The sequence below is a fragment of the Ornithinimicrobium faecis genome (genome assembly GCF_023923225.1).
Taxonomy (GTDB): domain Bacteria; phylum Actinomycetota; class Actinomycetes; order Actinomycetales; family Dermatophilaceae; genus Ornithinicoccus; species Ornithinicoccus faecis.
The window spans coordinates 596,606-613,528 of sequence record NZ_CP099489.1; the positions used below are offsets into that span (position 1 = coordinate 596,606).

14 protein-coding genes are annotated in these 16,923 nt (G+C 69.2%); 8 read left to right on the forward strand and 6 right to left on the reverse strand.

The annotated features are described in order from the left end of the window. Positions 1-46 precede the first annotated feature (46 nt). Both NF556_RS02760 and NF556_RS02765 read left to right on the forward strand, forming a co-directional pair. Positions 47-1,603: a sodium-dependent transporter gene (locus tag NF556_RS02760; RefSeq protein ID WP_252593977.1), complete on the forward strand. Its 1,557-nt coding sequence runs from the start codon at positions 47-49 to the stop codon at positions 1,601-1,603. Beyond that, positions 1,600-1,755, forward strand: a complete 156-nt coding sequence (locus NF556_RS02765) for a MetS family NSS transporter small subunit (protein ID WP_252593978.1) — start codon at positions 1,600-1,602, stop codon at positions 1,753-1,755. The genes NF556_RS02760 and NF556_RS02765 overlap by 4 nt, the downstream gene beginning before the upstream one ends. A gap of 45 nt (positions 1,756-1,800) precedes the next feature. Here the strand turns inward: NF556_RS02765 and NF556_RS02770 are convergent, their stop codons facing one another. The 4 genes from NF556_RS02770 to rnhA form a co-directional block, all read right to left on the reverse strand. Continuing rightward, positions 1,801-2,361, reverse strand: coding sequence for a Uma2 family endonuclease (locus NF556_RS02770; RefSeq protein ID WP_252593979.1), 561 nt, complete (start codon positions 2,359-2,361; stop codon positions 1,801-1,803). Positions 2,362-2,413: 52 nt separating this feature from the next. Further along, positions 2,414-3,205, reverse strand: coding sequence for a TIGR03084 family metal-binding protein (locus NF556_RS02775; RefSeq protein WP_252593980.1), 792 nt, complete (start codon positions 3,203-3,205; stop codon positions 2,414-2,416). Continuing rightward, positions 3,202-3,891 (reverse strand): HAD family hydrolase, encoded by a 690-nt coding sequence (locus NF556_RS02780; RefSeq protein ID WP_252593981.1) that lies wholly within the window; start codon positions 3,889-3,891, stop codon positions 3,202-3,204. Before NF556_RS02780 ends, NF556_RS02775 begins: the two co-directional genes overlap by 4 nt. A 94-nt stretch (positions 3,892-3,985) precedes the next feature. After that, positions 3,986-4,441: a ribonuclease HI gene (rnhA, locus tag NF556_RS02785; RefSeq protein ID WP_252593982.1), complete on the reverse strand. Its 456-nt coding sequence runs from the start codon at positions 4,439-4,441 to the stop codon at positions 3,986-3,988. A 96-nt stretch (positions 4,442-4,537) separates the two neighbouring features. Between rnhA and fdhD the strand changes: the two genes are divergently transcribed. Together fdhD and NF556_RS02795 are read left to right on the forward strand one after the other, a co-directional pair. Then, the gene (fdhD, locus tag NF556_RS02790; RefSeq protein ID WP_252593983.1) at positions 4,538-5,401 is read left to right on the forward strand and encodes a formate dehydrogenase accessory sulfurtransferase FdhD; all 864 of its coding nucleotides are present in this window, start codon (positions 4,538-4,540) and stop codon (positions 5,399-5,401) included. 10 nt (positions 5,402-5,411) lie between these two features. After that, on the forward strand, positions 5,412-6,098 hold the full coding sequence (locus NF556_RS02795; RefSeq protein WP_252593984.1) for a Crp/Fnr family transcriptional regulator: 687 nt from the start codon (positions 5,412-5,414) through the stop codon (positions 6,096-6,098). Positions 6,099-6,133: 35 nt separating this feature from the next. Here NF556_RS02795 and NF556_RS02800 read toward each other — a convergent pair whose 3' ends face one another. Further along, a complete protein-coding gene (locus tag NF556_RS02800; RefSeq protein WP_252593985.1) occupies positions 6,134-7,213 on the reverse strand; it encodes a winged helix DNA-binding domain-containing protein in 1,080 nt (359 codons plus the stop codon). A gap of 86 nt (positions 7,214-7,299) precedes the next feature. On the opposite strand from NF556_RS02800, the gene NF556_RS02805 reads away from it, so the two are divergent. Beyond that, a complete protein-coding gene (locus NF556_RS02805) occupies positions 7,300-8,547 on the forward strand; it encodes a hypothetical protein (protein ID WP_252593986.1) in 1,248 nt (415 codons plus the stop codon). A gap of 55 nt (positions 8,548-8,602) precedes the next feature. On the opposite strand, the gene NF556_RS02810 is transcribed toward NF556_RS02805, so the two are convergent. After that, positions 8,603-10,792, reverse strand: coding sequence for a glycoside hydrolase family 3 protein (locus NF556_RS02810; protein WP_252593987.1), 2,190 nt, complete (start codon positions 10,790-10,792; stop codon positions 8,603-8,605). A 156-nt stretch (positions 10,793-10,948) separates the two neighbouring features. Between NF556_RS02810 and NF556_RS02815 the strand changes: the two genes are divergently transcribed. The 3 genes from NF556_RS02815 to NF556_RS02825 all read left to right on the forward strand — a co-directional run bounded on the left by NF556_RS02815 (position 10,949) and on the right by NF556_RS02825 (position 16,918). Continuing rightward, the gene (locus NF556_RS02815) at positions 10,949-12,661 is read left to right on the forward strand and encodes an MDR family MFS transporter (RefSeq protein ID WP_252593988.1); all 1,713 of its coding nucleotides are present in this window, start codon (positions 10,949-10,951) and stop codon (positions 12,659-12,661) included. A gap of 28 nt (positions 12,662-12,689) precedes the next feature. Beyond that, the gene (locus NF556_RS02820) at positions 12,690-14,711 is read left to right on the forward strand and encodes an NADPH-dependent 2,4-dienoyl-CoA reductase (protein WP_252593989.1); all 2,022 of its coding nucleotides are present in this window, start codon (positions 12,690-12,692) and stop codon (positions 14,709-14,711) included. Between the two features lie 353 nt (positions 14,712-15,064). After that, the gene (locus tag NF556_RS02825; RefSeq protein ID WP_252593990.1) at positions 15,065-16,918 is read left to right on the forward strand and encodes an HNH endonuclease; all 1,854 of its coding nucleotides are present in this window, start codon (positions 15,065-15,067) and stop codon (positions 16,916-16,918) included. The last annotated feature ends 5 nt before the right edge of the window (positions 16,919-16,923 follow it).

Consider the following 16,923-nt stretch of genomic DNA (forward strand, 5'->3'; position numbering starts at 1 on the left):
CCTGGATCCTCTGGACGGCGGGACGGTTTGGGAGGACACTGCCCCTATGGCGAAGGCAACCAAGCGTGAGCACTGGTCGGGACAGACCGGGTTCCTGCTGGCCGCGATCGGTTCGGCGGTCGGTCTGGGCAACATCTGGCGGTTCCCCGGCGTGGCCTATGAGAACGGCGGCGGTGCGTTCCTGATCCCCTATCTGGTGGCGCTGCTCACCGCGGGCATCCCGATCCTCTTCCTGGACTACGCCCTCGGCCACCGCTATCAGGGCTCGGCGCCCACCGTCTTCCGTCGCCTGTTCAAGGGCGGGGAGGCACTGGGCTGGTTCCAGGTCGCGATCTCGTTCGTCATCATGTGTTACTACGGCGTCATCCTCGCCTGGGCCATGAGCTTCACGGTCTTCTCTGTCACGGAGGCCTGGGGCGAGGACCCGACCGCCTTCTTCACCGGCACCTACCTCGAGCTCGCCCCCGAACCCGGGCTCAGCCTGGACATCGTCGGCCACCTGCTGCTGCCGCTCCTGCTGGCCTGGCTCGTCGTGCTGGTCGTGATGGTGCTGGGCGTGCAGAGCGGGGTCGAGCGGGCCAACAAGTGGTTCCTGCCCCTGCTGGTGATCCTGTTCGCGATCCTGGTGGTGCGCGCCCTGTTCCTCGACGGTGCGATGGAGGGCCTGAACGCTCTGTTCACGCCCGACTTCAGCCAACTCACCAACACCGATGTGTGGCTGGCGGCCTACAGTCAGATCTTCTTCTCGCTGTCGATCGCCTTCGGCATCATGATCACCTACTCCAGCTATCTGAAGCGCAAGTCTGACCTGACCACGACCGGGCTGGTCGCTGGCTTTGCCAACTCCTCGTTCGAGATCCTGGCCGGCATCGGCGTGTTCGCGACGCTGGGTTTCATGGCCGCCCAGAGCGGGGTCGGCGTCAACGAGCTGGAGGGCCTGACCGGCCCGATCCTCAGCTTCGTGACCTTCCCGCAGATCATCTCGATGATGCCCGGTGGCCCGATCTTTGGCGTGCTGTTCTTCGGCTCTCTGGTGCTGGCGGGCTTCACCTCGATGATCTCGATCTCCCAGGTCGTCGTGGCGGCGCTCCAGGAGAAGTTCGCCATCGGGCGGGCTGCTGCCTCGGCCCTGGTCGTCGGTGTCTGCGGCACCATCTCGATCCTGCTGTTCGCGACCACCACGGGCCTCTACACGCTGGACACCGTCGACAAATACATCAACGAGATCGGCATCATCACCTCGGCGATCGTGATGACCCTGGTCGTCGCGTGGGGCGTGCGCAAGCTGCCGACACTGCGGGCGCACCTCAACCGGGTCTCCGCCTTCCAGATCGGTGTCTGGTGGCACTGGCTCATCGCCGTGGTCGTGCCGGCGATGCTCATCATCATGCTGGGCTCGACGGGCTACTCGTTGCTCGTCGATGGCTATGCGGGCTATCCCACCTGGTATCTGAACCTGATGGGTTGGGGCGTGGTCGGCTTCGCGATCGTCTTCGCCGTCGTCTTCGCGCTCATCCCCGGGCGCAGGGGCCGGGCGGAAGAGGATGCGGCGTTTGATCCGGACGACCTGACGGAGGACGACGAGTTGGAGGAGGTCCAATGACCGGCATGGCGATCGCCTTCCTGCTGCTGGCCATCATCGTGGTCTGGGGCGGCCTGGCCGTGGCGGTGGTCTTCTACCGCCGCTCCGGGGCCGCCGGGGGTGAACCGGTGCGGGACACGTCGGGACACGTTTCCTTCCCGCACGACACCTGATCTGCCGTATGCCGTGGGCCGGGTGACGGAGTCCGGCCCCAGGGGTCAGGGCTCATTGGTGAGTGCTCTGGGGATGATGCGCAGTGGCCACGGATCGGCCAGCTCGGCCACCTCGTCACCGACGACGTGCGCGACCAGGTGATAACCGTCACGGGTCAGGTGCCAGGCACGCAGTGAAGGCTCGTGCGGGTCGATCACCCAGTAGTTCGGGCAACCGGCCTCCTCGTAGCGCGAGTGCTTCAGGCTGAGGTCGAAGTGCCGAGTGCTGGGGGAGAGCACCTCGACGGCCAACACCGGGACTCCGTCAAGGCGACGAGCACCGATCGCTGCTGCGGCGGCGACGAGGATGTCCGGCTGGACGACGGTGTCGACCGCGAGGCGGATGTCGAGCGGGGCCACGAAAGCTTCGTGGCCCGGTGGGGCGTCCTGGCTCAGGAGCTGCCACACCCGGGTGACGACCCGCTGGTGCACGGGCACTGGTGAGGGAGTCACGACGAGCACCCCGTCAATGAGCTCGTATCGGTGGCCGTCCTCGACGTCACGAACGGCCTCGAAGTCCTCGAGGGTCAGTGACCGGCTCATCGGCAGCGTCGGCATGACTCCCATAGTGCCCTCCTCGGAACATGGCCGCCAGTATGCGGAGTTGGACGCTCTTCCGTCAGGAGTTGTCCACAGGGGGCCGACCTGGTCCGGGTGGTCCCGCGAACGCCTGGGCGAGATCCAGCCACTCGTCGGCGACGTGACCCTCCGCGACCAGGTCGAGGTCGGCCCGGTGCCGTCGCTGCGTCACCCGCAGGGCAAAGTCGTGTGCCGATCCGCTCACCACGTTGGTGGCGCCCGGTTCTCCGTGGGTCCACTGGGCACCGGAGGGCAGCGTCAGCGAGACGAACACCGGCTCCTCGGGGGCGGGCCGGTCGTGGACCGTGAACGCGAATGCTCGGGTCAGCACACCCAGGAGGGCGACGTGCCGGACCCGGTCCGTGCGGGGAGGCTCGACCCCGAGGGCCTCGTGCACATCGACCGAGTGTGCCCAGGTCTCCATAAACCGTGCTGTCGCCGCCGACGTGGCACCCATGGGTGGCCCGAACCAGGGGATCCTGGTGCCGCGCGGCACCGCACGGAGAGCCTCGCTCACGGCCGCCCGTGACCGGCGCCAGCGGGACAGGATCTCGGTGGGCCCGGCTTCGGACCCGGCCGTCGCGGCCCGGTCCACCAGGCTGCCGAGATCATCGTGGGCATCTGTCACGAGCTGGTCCCAGGCCGGGCTGCTCGTCGCGGCGGCCACCGTGGCCTCATCCGTCCAGGCCAGGTGCGCGATCTGCGTGGCCACGTCCCACCCCTCGGCGGGAGTCTGGGTCCGCCAGCCGAGGTCGTCCAGGGGCGCGACGACGCCATCCAGGGCGTCGGACTCGGCCCCCAGGTCAGTCAGCACCTCGTCCAGCAGGCTCATGGGCGCTCGCGCCCAGCAGCCAGCCCCGCCACCAGGTCCACGGTGACCTCGTCGAGGTTGCGCACGACCACATCGGCGAGCGCCAGGGCATCGGCAGCGGGAGGGAAGGCCTCGTGGGGGACGGCGATCACCCGCATGCCCGCGGCGGACGCTGACCGCAGCCCGTTGCTGGAGTCCTCGATGGCCACGGCCCGCGCGGGCTCCACACCGAGCAGCTCACAGGCACGCAGGAAGCCGTCGGGGGCGGGCTTGCCGCGGGCGACCTCCTCCGTGGACACCGAGACCTCGAACCGGTCGGTGATGCCGAGGGTCGCGAGCGAGGTGTCGATCAGGCGCCGGGCCGAGGACGACGCGAGCGCCAGCGGCCAACGCGCAGCCAGGCGCTGCACAGCCTCCACGGCTCCCGGCAGCGTCGGCAGGTGCTCCCGATAACGCGCCGCCATCCCCTCCAGCGTGCGCTCGGCAGGGTCCCCACTGATGCCGACCTCAGAGGCGAGGAACTGCGCCCACTCAGGTGTCGACATACCCATCATGGCCTCGGTGGCCCCCTCGGGCCAGGGCACGCCGTCCTGCGCTGCCAGCCCGCGCCGCACCTCGTCCCAGATGGTCTCGGTGTCAGTTAGGACGCCGTCCATGTCGAAGACGACAGCGGCAACGGGCGAGGGTTCTGCACGCGTGGTGGTCACAGGCTCCATCGTGCCCGACGTTGTGCGATCGGTGCAGAAACGGCCACTCACTGTCCGTTTTGCGGCTAGTCAGTGCCCGTTAGTGCAGATCCAGCTACGAGTGCGCCCGGATCTCGTCGACGCCCTTGTTGGCGAGCTCGTCGGCGCGCTCGTTGCCCGGGTCGCCCGAGTGGCCCTTGACCCAGACCCAGTGCACGGTGTGCCGGCCGACCTCGGTGTCGAGCGACTGCCACAGCTCCACGTTCTTGACCGGCTTCTTGGCCGACGTCTTCCAGCCATTGCGCTTCCAGCCCGCGATCCAGGTCTTCATGCCGTTCATGACATAGGACGAGTCGACGTGCAGCGTCACCTCGCACGGCACCTTCAGGGCCCGCAGCCCCTCGATCACAGCCTGCAGCTCCATCTGGTTGTTGGTCGTCAGCTCCGCCCCGCCGCACAGCTCGCGCTCATGACGGCCAGATCGCATCCACACGCCCCACCCACCAACACCGGGGTTGCCCTTGCAGGCGCCGTCGCTCCACATCTCCACCACGGGCTGGGGCTCAGTCATGGGGTGAACCCTATGCAGCACCACGCCCGGGTCCGCGCAGGCATGGCTACGCTGAGTCTGCGAGAGGGAGGCTGCGATGGTCCGGTGGTGTGTGTCATGGCACGGGTGACCAGGTCGTGGCGGGTGACCCGCCTGGGGCGCGACGGCGCCACCCGCGTGCGTGCCGACGTCCTCGCGGGGGAGGAGCCGCTGGAGGTGCGCCTCGGTGATCGCCCCTTCACGGTCACCATGCGCACGCCGGGGCACGACTTCGAGCTGGTGGCGGGCTTCCTGGTCAGCGAGGGCGTGGTGGTCGACCGTGAGCAGATCGCCTCGATGGACTATCGCTCCGGCATCGGTGCCGACGGCGAGCGTGACTACAACGTCGTCGGCGTGCGGCTCGCGGCGGGCGTGCCCCTGCCGGACGCCTCGCTGGAGCGCCACGTCTACACCTCCAGCAGCTGTGGCGTGTGCGGCACCGCCTCGATCGAGGCGGTGCGCAAGACCTCTCCGTATGCCGTGGCGCAGGACTCCCTGACCGTCCCCCTCGAGGTGTTGCTGGGTCTGCCGGAGCAGCTGCGGGCCGGGCAGTCGGTCTTTGACCGGACCGGTGGGGTGCACGCGGCCGGGCTGTTCGTGGACGGGGAGCTGGTGTGCCTGCGCGAGGACGTGGGACGGCACAACGCGGTCGACAAGGTGGTCGGTTGGGCCCTGCTGGAGGGGCGGCTGCCGGCGGGGGGCACGGTGCTCCAGGTGTCCGGGCGGGCCTCGTTCGAGCTGGTGCAGAAGGCCGCGATGGCGGGGATCCCCGTGCTGTCAGCCGTCTCGGCGCCCTCCGCGCTCGCGGTCGAGCTGGGTGACGAGCTCGGTGTGACGGTGATCGGCTTCAACCGCGGTGAGACGCTGAATGCCTACACCCGGGCCGACCGCATCGAGCCGGCGATCGCCGGACGAGGAGAGCAGGAGGGCAGCCGTGCTTGAGGTCACCGATGTGACGCAGCCATCCGACGACCTGTGCGTCGCGCGGGTGCCGCTGTTCCAGGCCCTGACCCACGAGGAGCAGGTGGCGGTGGCTGAGCTGGCCAAGCCCACCCGGGTCGCCCGCGGCGACCGCATCTACTCCGCCGGTGACGACGTGTCCCAGTTGATGGTGGTGCACACCGGGCTGCTCAAGATCAGCCGGATCTCCGCCGAGGGACAGGAGCAGATCATCCGGGTGCTCGAGCCCGGAGAGTTTGTCGGGGAGTCGGCCTTCCTCACTGGAGGTCGGCCGGACCATTTCGCGACAGCGCTGGAGGCGGGCAGCATGTGCGTCTTCCGGCACCAGGACGTCGGCGTGCTGATCGCCCGGCACCCGAGCATCGGGTTGCGGATGCTGCAGGGGGTGAGCCGCCGGCTCGAGCAGACCGAGGAGCGCCTGGCCGCCGCCACCTCGGTGGAGGTGGGTGGGCGGCTGGCCCGCTATCTGGTCGACCTGCGCACCCACCGGGAGCCGGACGGCACGGTCGCGATCCGGCTGCCGCTGGCCAAGAAGGACATCGCCTCCCTGCTCGACACGACGCCGGAGACCCTGAGCAGGGGGCTGCGCCGACTCCAGGACTCCGGCGTGATTGATCAGCGGGGGTCACGCACCGTGCGCCTGCTCGATCTCGACAGGTTGCTCGACCTGGCGGAGTAGGCCCGGCGGCAGCCAGTCTGGCGTCGGAGCCCCGGTCAGCCGACGAGCCGCACCTCCGGCTGACGCTCGAGGAAGGCGGCGCACCTGGCGGCGGCATCCTCAACGTCGGCGAGGTGGTCAGGTGTCCACGACGCGTGGGGCCGGAGCTCGAAGGTGACCCGGGTGTCGGTGAGAGTGCGTTTCATGGCGGCCACCAACTGGCCGTCCACCAGGGCCATCCCGATCATGGCCTCACGACCCTGGGGCACCACGCCGGCCGCATCGAGGACCATCCGCGAGTCCTGATATCCGCGATAGGTCTCGTCCAGCAACTGCAGAAGGTGTGCCGCCGGACGCTGGGGGCCGGCCGGAGGCTCCTCGCCGGGGACGTGCCAAAAAGTGCGACCGTCGTGCTCAAACGTTGCGAGTCGGTGGGCGACAGCGGACAGTCCGGCCCGGACGTCGGTCAGCGTGAGGGTGGCCCAGTAGGCCAGGTCGCGCTCGGTGACCGGACCGTGCCCACGCACATAGCGCAGGGCGATCTCAGCGAGGGCCTCGTCACGAGCAAGGCGCCGAGGGGTTTGCACGCGGTCGGTGAGCCGGGCATAGGTGTGGACTCCCTCCACGGGGGCGCCGCTGCACACCAGCCCCTGCAGCTCGAGATCGGACAGCAGGATCATCAGCGCGTGACTGCTCAGCTCGTGACCGGCCGCGCTGAGGAGATCGGCCAGCTGGGTCCGCGTCAGCTCGTCGGCCAGTGCCGTCAGCACGACGTCCGTGAGCTGGTCGACGGTCCGCTGATCCAACCCGTGGGTGCCGCTCAACTGCTGACGGGTGATGCGTCGCACCCGCGGGGCGGTGAGCTCGAGGAGCCAGGACAGGTCCTCGGCGCACACGTAGTGCCAGGTGGGGCGCAACACATGGGTGCGCAGGACGCGCCCGTCGGCGAGGGCAGCGGCCAGATCGCTCGGATCAGGCGTGGACGTCCGCGTCGCCACGGCCCAGGCGGACTGGGCTGGGTTCTCGGCCTGCACGGCCAACAGCGACGAGACCACCCCCGTGGCATCGCCAGCTCCTGGGGCGACGAGGCCCTGGCTGCGCAGTCGCCAGCGGGCGATGTCGGTGTCGGTCGGCATGCTCAAGTGTGACAGCGCGGCAGCCGCCTCGCTGTGGGTGCCCCAGGTGACAGGATCAGCGGGTGCGGTGGAGTGCGGTGGCCCCGGTGACCTGGCCCAGCGATGAGGGGTTCCATGCCTGGTGGCGTGCGGCCACAGCGGATGCAGTCGGTGGCGGCGCGATCGGTGATGGCCCAATCGGTGGCGGCGCGATTGGTGACCGCGCGGTCGGTGGCGGTGGGGATGTGGCCGGGGTGTTCGAGGTCGACGGAGAGCACGTGCGACTTGTCTCCGGCGAGCACCTGCGGCCCGGCGCGGTCTATCACTGGGTTCCTCCAGAGGGCGGCGTCGTCGGCTCTGCCGCGTGGGGCATCGGCGGGCGGCCCGACCGGCGGGACGTCTATCTGGAATATCAGGAGAGCGCCAACCCCCGACGTCGTGTCGTGGTCCGCGTGGATGGCCTCGACGCGTGCGGCTCGGCGAGTGCCACGAGCACCTTGAAGCACCTGGGCGCCGAGGCGTCTTTCGTCCCCGAGCGGGACCGCCTGCTGGACATCGAGGTCACCCTTGACTGGCTGCTGGTGCAGGTCCGGGCCCGCGTGGCGCCAGCCGAGGCCGGGGAGCAGCTCCGGGTGACGCTGCGCGTGGTCGGCAGGGGGCTCTGGAAGCCCATCGTCGCCCCCCTGCTGGTGCCGCTCGGGATCCCACTGCGCCACCTGCTCACCAGCGAGACGGAGGAGGCCGCCGACCGACTGACGCACCTGGACGAGGACCCCCGGGGCAACGGTGCGCCCGAGCGGGAGCTGGCGCGGATCCGCGAGGGCGCCGAGCTGATCCGCTCCCGTCTCCACGAGGTGGTGCGCACCGTCGATGCCCGGCCCTTCTGGAGGGGCCGCGGTCAGGGTGCACTGCAGGAGGCCTTCGCGGCACTGCCAGCCGTCGGGGCTGGTTGGCCGACCGTGAGCCCCGCCATCACGTTCGGTGCCAGTGGCCGGTGGTGGGACGAGGAGCAGTGGATCTTCGACGCACTCATCGACCGGAACCCCTGGCGACGCAAGCGGCACGAGCTGGTGGACGACCAGGTTGACCTCTGGCTGAGCCAGCAGGAGTTGCTGATCGAGCACCGCGAGAAGGCACAGGCGGAGCACGCGGCGGCCGACGTGGCCAAGGGCGACCTCAGCGTCGCCACCGCGGCACAGTTCAACGAGCTGATGGACCTGTCGTGGCTGGCCAGTCCCTGGTCGGCGATCCGGCACCTGGTGCGCAAGGCCCGGGAGGAGGACGAGGACCTCCCGCAGCTCGACACCGACGAGGACGCCCGCCGGTTCCTCGCCAGCATGCTCGAGGACCTGTGACGTCAGGTCGGTCCAACCGCGCGTCACGTCCCGTCGCGATCGACGGCCCTGCGGACTAGTCCTCCCGCGCCGCAAACGTCAGGCCGTGGCCATAGCGGTAGAGCGGACCGTCGGTCGTGGTGTCATAGCCGGGCAGGTCGCTGTGCTGCTCCTCGATGGCCCGCGCCGAGCCCGCGAGCGCAAACGGCATCCTGCCCTGTGGTGCGAACTCGCCGGTCAGCACGTCCAGCAGCGCCGCATCGGTGATGCCGAAGGTCGCCACGATCGCCCCGGCGTCGCGCAGGCCGCTCTGCTCATCCAGCACGAACGGCTGGCGGAAATAGACATCCAGGACCACCTTCGTTGGGTCGCCGACCTCGTCCATGACCTGTTGGATCGTGGTCAGTGAGGGCTGGACGGCCCACGACTCGGCAGCCTCCATGCCGGTGAAGTCGATCACCCCACTCTCCCAGGGCAGCGGGCCGCCAAAGGGCAGGCCGTCGTCGGTGCACGTCTCGGCGCCATAGGCCACGCCCGCGTCTGCTGCTCCGTAGGGAGTCTTGCCGTCCAGTCCGCGCACACCTGGAAAGACGACCGGGCTGATCTTGTCCGGTCGCATCCCTGAGTCCGGCTCCGCGCTGCGATAACCCGCCGTGCCAAGGGTCAGGGCACTGAGACTGACCAGCACGTGGTCGGCGCCCTCGGCGCTCGGGCGGTCCTCGGCGTTGCCATCGACCACGGTGAAACCTCGGGAGGTCAGTGCGTCCGTGTCGATCGTGCCCAGCACATACACGGTCGACCCCGGGCGCAGCGGCAGCGCCGGTCCGGTGCCGTCGGCCCGGTCCCGGTTCTCCAGCAGCACGACCGAACGACGCTGTATGCCGAGGGCCACCTCCGCGTGGGCAGTGCTGGACAGCACGTGGTTGGGTGCCGTCTCATCGACATAGGGGTTCTCGAACAGGCCCATCAGGAACATCGGGACGAGCAACCGCTCGGCGGCCAGGTCGACCCGGGCCGAGGAGACCAGACCGTTCTCCACCAGGCTGGTGATGGTCGTGATGTCGTGGAACCCGGACAGGGTGTCGGAGCCTGAGTTGATCGCTGCCGCGACCCGCTCCGGGATCGTGACCTCCTCCAGGCCCCAGGCACGCTCGGTGACGATCCCGGTGTCGGAGTTGACATACCCCGCGAAACCCAGCCCCCCGCGCAGCAGCCCGTTCACGATCTGGTCACTGAACGCCATACCGACGTGGTCGTAGGTGACCCCGTCGTGGGTGACATTCATCGGCACGCCGTAGTAGGGCATGATCGCGGCCGCACCGCCGGCGACGGCCGCCTTGAACGGCTCGAGGTGGTGACCGAAGTTGTCACCGGGATAGACCTGGGTCTTGCCGAAGGAGTAGTGCGGGTCGAGCCCGCGCTCCTGGGGGCCGCCGCCGGGGAAGTGCTTGATGGTCAGGGCGACGTCGGTGGCGGGGCTCAGCGAGGAACCGTCCACGACCTCTGCTCCTTGCAGGGTCTGCAACAGCGCGGTGACGATGTCGCTGGTCAGGGTCGCGTCCTCGCTGAAGCACTCGTGGGTGCGATACCAGCGCGGTTCGGTGATGAGGTCGACCATGTAGCCGTACATCTCGCGCAGCCCGATGGCGCGCCACTCCGCCCCCATCACCTCGGCGAAGCTGACGACCGGGGCCATGCTCCCGGCGCCCAGGGCAGCGGCGGCCAGCCCGGCCTCCTTGGGGAAACCGCTGAAGGCGCCGTGACTCTCGTTGATGCCGGCGCGGGCATCGGGGTCGATGTGGTTGCGGGCGTTGGACTTGGCCAGCACCGGGATGCCCAGTCGGCTGCTCTCGGCCAGCTCCTGCACGGCGTTGAGGAAACGTGCCGCCTGCTGGGGTGTCAGGGACGAGCCGGCGACGAACGGGTGGTCGTCGTCGCCCCGTGTCTCCTGGCCGGGCAGCGCCACGACGTTGCGGAAGATGATCCGGCGCATGTGCTGACCCTCGAGGTGCTCGCGCCCCTGCCTGGTGACCGTGCCACCCCAGCCGGCGTTCACGGTGTCGATGAGCATCAGGCCAGCCTTCTCCTCCAGCGTCATCCGGGAGACCAGGTCGGCCGCGCGCTGCCGGGCGGACAACCTCCAGTCCTCATAGGGAGCCAGCTGCCCGTCCCCGTCGAGGTCCTTGAACTCAAGGCCGTCGAGCTGGAGGGTCGGCGCCGATCGGGTGCCGAGGTGCGGCTGTCCTGGACTGGGTCGGGTCGGCATGGGTTTCCTCACTGTGCTCGTTCGAGTGCGGGTGGCGGCGGTCGGTGAGTGTCAGAGTCGATACTTAAGTAGGGGACGGAGCCGGAACAGCACGGCGTGCCGTGACGTTCTGATGTCGCTATCAACGTTTGCACCACCTAATCCACGAGGGATCTCATGGCTTTGTCGACCCCAGAAACGGGCTCTCCTGCGGGCTCTCCCGCAGTCCCGCTCGACCGCGCGCCCATCGTGCTCACCCAGCGCAAGGTCTGGCTGATCTTCGGCGCCCTGATGGCGAGCATGTTCCTCTCCTCGCTCGACCAGTCGATCGTCGGCACCGCGATGCCCACGATCGTCGGCGAGCTCGACGGGGTCGCCCACCAGGGCTGGATCATCACGATCTACATCCTGGCAGTGGCCATCGTCATGCCGCTCTATGGCAAGGCCGGTGACCTGTTTGGTCGCCGCTGGCCGTTCCTCGTGGCGATCACCCTGTTCACCGTCGCCTCGGCTGGCGCCGGCTTCGCGGGCACCTTCACCGAGCTCGTCCTGTGGCGCGGCGTCCAGGGGCTTGGCGGTGGTGGCCTGATGATCCTGTCGCAGGCGATCATCGCCGACATCGTCCCGGCCCGGGAGCGCGGGAAGTACATGGGGCCGATGGGCGCGTTGTTCGGCATCGCGGCCGTCGCCGGTCCGTTGCTCGGTGGCTGGTTCACCGACCAGCACGACTGGCGCTGGGCGTTCTGGATCAACATCCCCATCGGCATCATCGCGATCGCCATCGCCTGGTTCGCACTGCAGCTGCCGAGCCACCGCGCCAGCAAGCGGCTGGACATCGCCGGGGCCACCCTGCTGGTGATCGCGGCCTCCTCCGTCGTGCTGATCACCAGCTGGGAGAGCCTGAGCGGCGGCGCCGGCTATGACTGGTCCGACTGGCGCCTGCTGGGCCTGGCCGCGCTGACCGTCGTCTCGATCGCGCTGTTCATCCCGGTCGAGCAGCGGGCCGCAGACCCGGTCCTGCCGCTGCACCTGTTCAAGAACCCGACCTTCACGCTGACCACCACGATCGGTCTGGTCATCGGCATGGGCATGTTTGCCGCGCTGGGCTTCCTGCCGACCTTCCTGCAGATGTCCAACGGGGTCGGTGTGACCGAGTCCGGTCTGCTGCTCATCCCGATGATGGTCGGCGTCATGGGCACGGCGATCTGGTCCGGCTTCGCGATCACCAAGACCGGCCGCTATCGCCGCTATCCGATCGCCGGCATGGCGATCGCCACACTCGGCCTGATCTGGCTCACGCAGCTCGACGCCAACACCCCGCTCTGGCTGTTCAGCATCATGATCTTCGCACTGGGCGCCGGCCTCGGCCTGGTCATGCAGACGATCGTGCTCGCGGTCCAGAACGCGGTTGACCCGCACGAGCTGGGCACCGCGACCAGTGCCAACAACTTCTTCCGTGAGATCGGTGCGGCCGTCGGCATCGCGCTGTTCAGCACGATCTTCACCTCACGACTGGTCGACAACCTCGAGGGTGTCTTCGGCGGCGCCCCGGCGCCGGCAGGTGGCGGCAGCGCTGAGTCGCTGACCCCGGAGATCGTCAAGAACCTGCCGGAGCCGCTGCACACCGGTGTCATCGACGGCTATGCCAACGCGCTCGCCCCGTCCTTCTGGTATCTCGTGCCGCTACTGGCCCTCGGCTTCCTGCTCACGCTGTTCCTGAAGGAGATCAAGCTCTCCGACATCGCGGGCATGGTGGCGCGGGGTGAGGCGGTCACCGAAGAGCACGTCACCGCGGAGCAGGTGACCGCGGAGCAGGCCACTGCCGAAGAGCGTTCTGACGAGCCAGTGACCTCTGGGGCAACGACCGACCGGGGCGCTGATATTACCTAGGGGTAACACGACTGGGTACGCTCACACCGTGACTGAGTATCCACGCCTGCTTGAGCCCCTCGACCTTGGCTTCACCGAGCTGCGCAACCGGGTCGTGATGGGCTCGATGCACACCGGCCTGGAGGACCGTGGTCGCGACGCCGACCGGCTGGCGGCGTTCTATGCCGAGCGTGCCCGCAACGGCCCCGGCCTGATGGTCACCGGCGGCTACGCGCCCAACCTGACCGGCTCGCTCTATCCCGGGGCCTCCGCGCTGATCAGCAGACGTCAGCTGCGCCAGCACCAGGTCGTCACGGACGCCGTCCACGCCTGGGACGGGAAGATCGCCCTGCAGATCCTGCACGCCGGGCGCTACAGCTATCACCCGCTGTCCGTCTCTGCCTCCACGAGCAGGTCACCGATCACACCCTTCCGGGCCCGAGCGCTCACCGGAGGGGGCGTGCAGAGGACCGTGTCGGCATACGCCCGCTGTGCCCGGCTCGCCCAGGAGGCCGGCTATGACGGCGTCGAGATCATGGGCTCGGAGGGTTATCTGATCAACCAGTTCCTCGCGCCGCGCACCAACCAGCGCACCGACGAGTGGGGAGGGAGCCCTCAGAAGCGACGCCGGCTCCCCGTCGAGATCGTCCGGGCCGTGCGCGAGGCCGTCGGACCGGACTTCATCATCATCTATCGGATCTCGCTGCTGGACCTGGTCCCCGACGGTCAGAGCTGGGCCGAGATCGTCTCTCTCGCAAGGGAGGTCGAGGCGGCCGGTGCGACCATCCTGTCGACCGGCATCGGCTGGCACGAGGCGCGCGTCCCCACGATCGTCACCTCGGTGCCCCGCGGCGCCTTCACGGCCGTGACCGCCACCCTGCGCCCGGAGGTCACCATCCCGGTGGTCACCTCCAACCGCATCAGTATGCCGAGGCTCGCCGAAGAGGTCATCGCGGACGGCAGCGCGGACCTGGTCTCGATGGCCAGACCCTTTCTCGCAGACCCGGACTGGGTGCTCAAGGCGCAGCAGGGGCGGGTCGACGAGATCAACACCTGCATCGCCTGCAACCAGGCCTGCCTGGACCACACGTTCGCGCGGAAGACGGCGACCTGTCTGGTCAACCCGCGGGCGGGGCACGAGACACAGCTGGTGCTCGGGCCCACCCGCGCTGCGAAGTCGGTCGCTGTGGTCGGCGCCGGGCCGGCCGGACTGGCGGCTGCCGTCACGGCGGCGGAGCGCGGTCACCGCGTGGAGCTCTTCGAGGCGGCTGACGACCTCGGCGGTCAGTTCGCGATCGCGCTGCGGATCCCGGGCAAGGAGGAGTTCGCCGAGACCATCCGCTATTACCGGCGTCGGCTGGAGCTGGAGGGCGTGCAGGTGCACCTCGGGCGTTGGGTGGGCGCTGCGGACCTCGAGGGCTTCGATGAGGTCGTGGTGGCCACGGGCGTCGAGCCGCGCATCCCGGACATCCCCGGGGTGGACCACCCGTCGGTGCTGACCTACGCCCAGGTGGTCCTGGAGGGGCGGCCCGTGGGGGAGCGGGTCGCGGTGCTCGGTGCCGGCGGCATCGGCGTGGACGTCGCAGAGTTCCTGACCCACACCGGTCCCAGCCCGATGGGGGTCACGGAGTGGATGGCCGAGTGGGGCGTGGGCTCCCCGGACGCCGCGCGGGGCGGTCTCGTGCCGGCCGAGCCGGTCCCGTCGCCACGCGAGGTGCACCTGCTGCAGCGCAAGACCAGCAAGATCGGCAAGGGGCTGGGCAAGACCACCGGCTGGGTGCACCGCCTCTCCCTGAGGGCCAAGGGCGTGCGGCAGCACACCGGCATCAACTACGAGCGGATCGATGACGCGGGGGTGCACATCTCGTTCGGTGAGGACCGCTCGAGGGCGACTGTTCTGGAGGTCGACACGGTCGTGCTGTGCACCGGGCAGGAGTCGGTCAACACCCTCGGTGCCGAGCTGGCCGCTCGAGGCAGGCCGGTCCACGTCATCGGCGGCGCCGACGTCGCCGCAGAGCTGGACGCCAAGCGTGCGATCCGGCAGGGCACCGAGGTGGCTGCCGCGCTCTGAGCGGGCCGCGACGCAACGAGTCGCACTGGCGGACACAGAATCGGGTGCACGCCCCCACGCCCCCACGCCCCAGGGCACCCGTCGTCACGACTGCTGTCCCCAGGGCACCTGTCGTCACGGCTGCCGCCCCAGGGCACCCGTCGTCACGACTGCTGTCCCCAGGGCACCTGTCGTCACGGCTGCCGCCCCAGGGCACCCGTCGTCACGGCCCACGTCACCGCGCCTGCCACCGCGCTCGTGGAGGCAGGCCCGAGCGCCTCGTTGTGGACAACCCAAGGGCACTGTCCGACGTCTGTACTAATGTTGTTGGTGTCGATCAGGACACCCCGTCACAGACTCGGGAGGAGGGGACGATGAGCATCGAGACACAGCCAGGTGAGGCGCTCGCACTAGCCACGTCCTCCAACGCCGAGCGCACCACGTCGCCCGGATCCGAGCCGGCCATGTCGGCAGCAGAGGTGGCCTCCTGGGCGACACGTATGGCCACCGGTGGCGACCTGGAGCCGTTGGCTGCCAGCTCGCCCGCGGAGCTGTGTGACGTGCTGACTCAGCTCGAGGTGCTCAAGAACGCGTCGGCCGCGGCGCAGGCACGCGTGACCCTCCTGGCCCACGCCGCCCTGGGTGACCAGGCGCTGGCTGACGGCGTCCCGCGGGAGAAGGCCGACAAGGGCATCGCCCAGCAGTTGGCGATGGCGCGACGGGAGTCCCCACACGCGGGGTCACGACACGTCGGGTTCGCCACGGCGATCGTCACCGAGATGCCGGCGACGCATGCTGCGCTGACGGCTGGGCTGATTGGAGAGTGGACGGCGACGCAACTGGTGAAGGAGACCGCCTGCCTCTCGGTGGAGCACCGCGGCCTGGTGGACGCCCACCTGGCCGGCCGCTTCGGTGGGGACTCGCACCGTGCGCTGGTCGCGGCTGCCAAGGCCAAGGCCTACGAGCTGGACCCCTATTCAGTGACCAACCGGGGACGCAAGGCGAAGTCCGACCGCCGAGTCAGCATGCGTCCGGCTCCGGACGTGATGGCGATCGTGTCGGGCTATCTGCCGGTGGCCGACGGCGTGGCCTGTTACAAGGCCCTGGACCAGGCGGCGAAGTCCTTGAAGACACAGGGTGATGAGCGGTCTCTGGATCAGCTGCGTGCCGATCTGTTCGCCGAGCGGTTGACCGGCAGGGCCCCCGCTGACGGCCAGCACATCGAGGTCGGGCTTGTGATCACGGACAAGGCGCTCGTGGGACTGGACGAGACTCCAGCCCGGCTGGAGGGCTATGGCCCGATCCCGGCCCCGATGGCCCGCGACCTGCTGCAGCCTGACGGCACTAGCGCCGTGCCGCGCAGCGACCGGCCAGACGAGGTCGACGACACCCCGGCTGTCCAGGATCCTGGCCTCGCGGACAACCCTGGCTCTGACCAGCCGGACTCGACGGAGGAGCGAGCCCGCCGAGAGGCGGTCATCTGGGTCCGGAGGCTCTATGCCGACCAGGAGACCGGCGTCTTGATCAATCAGGACGACCGGCGGCGCACCTTCACCGGAGCGCTGCGCCGGTTCATCGTCGCGCGAGACCAGGTCTGCCGGACGCCATGGTGCGATGCACCGGTGCGGCATGCCGACCACGTCCTCGCCTTTGCCCGGGGTGGCCGCACGAGCAAGGTGAACGCCAACGGGTTGTGTGAGGCCTGCAACTATGGCAAAGAGGCTGACGGGTTGTCGCACGAGGTCGTGGACCTGGCCGACGGGACGCACACGGTGAAAATCACCACGCAGACGGGCCACACCTATTATTCGAAGCCCCCACCTGTCCTGCCCACCCTCGGTTGTTCAGGGGAGCAGTCTGTCCCGGAGTCGACCTCACGGTCCGTCGGCGGTCTCCCGCAGGAGTCTGTCGCCGAGCAGCCGCCAGGGTCTGCCCGTGAGGTGCCACCAGGGTCCGCTGCGCAGGCTGGCAGGTCCTGCGCCATGAGGCGTGCCAACCAGCAAGCAACGATCACGATCCGACTCTCCGCACCGGCGGGTGAGCTGGTCCGAGGTGCTCGCGCGTCGAGCACCCGACCACCTGGAGCCAGACGTTCCCTGATCCAGGCCGGGATCTGGCGACCGGGGAGCAACACTGCACGCGATGGCTCACGGCACGCCCAGGACGCTGCGGACGGATCCAGTCCGCTGGAGACCTTCCTCGCGGGTCTGCTCAGCGAGGCTGTCTGAAGCAA

Coding starts and splice junctions, on each gene's coding strand:
- NF556_RS02760 (WP_252593977.1), top strand. CDS start 47: ATGGCGAAGGCAACCAAGCGTGAGCACTGGTCGGGACAGACCGGGTTC.
- NF556_RS02765 (WP_252593978.1), top strand. CDS start 1,600: ATGACCGGCATGGCGATCGCCTTCCTGCTGCTGGCCATCATCGTGGTC.
- NF556_RS02770 (WP_252593979.1), bottom strand. CDS start 2,361: ATGGGAGTCATGCCGACGCTGCCGATGAGCCGGTCACTGACCCTCGAG.
- NF556_RS02775 (WP_252593980.1), bottom strand. CDS start 3,205: ATGAGCCTGCTGGACGAGGTGCTGACTGACCTGGGGGCCGAGTCCGAC.
- rnhA (WP_252593982.1), bottom strand. CDS start 4,441: ATGACTGAGCCCCAGCCCGTGGTGGAGATGTGGAGCGACGGCGCCTGC.
- fdhD (WP_252593983.1), top strand. CDS start 4,538: ATGGCACGGGTGACCAGGTCGTGGCGGGTGACCCGCCTGGGGCGCGAC.
- NF556_RS02800 (WP_252593985.1), bottom strand. CDS start 7,213: ATGCCGACCGACACCGACATCGCCCGCTGGCGACTGCGCAGCCAGGGC.
- NF556_RS02810 (WP_252593987.1), bottom strand. CDS start 10,792: ATGCCGACCCGACCCAGTCCAGGACAGCCGCACCTCGGCACCCGATCG.
- NF556_RS02815 (WP_252593988.1), top strand. CDS start 10,949: ATGGCTTTGTCGACCCCAGAAACGGGCTCTCCTGCGGGCTCTCCCGCA.
- NF556_RS02825 (WP_252593990.1), top strand. CDS start 15,065: ATGAGCATCGAGACACAGCCAGGTGAGGCGCTCGCACTAGCCACGTCC.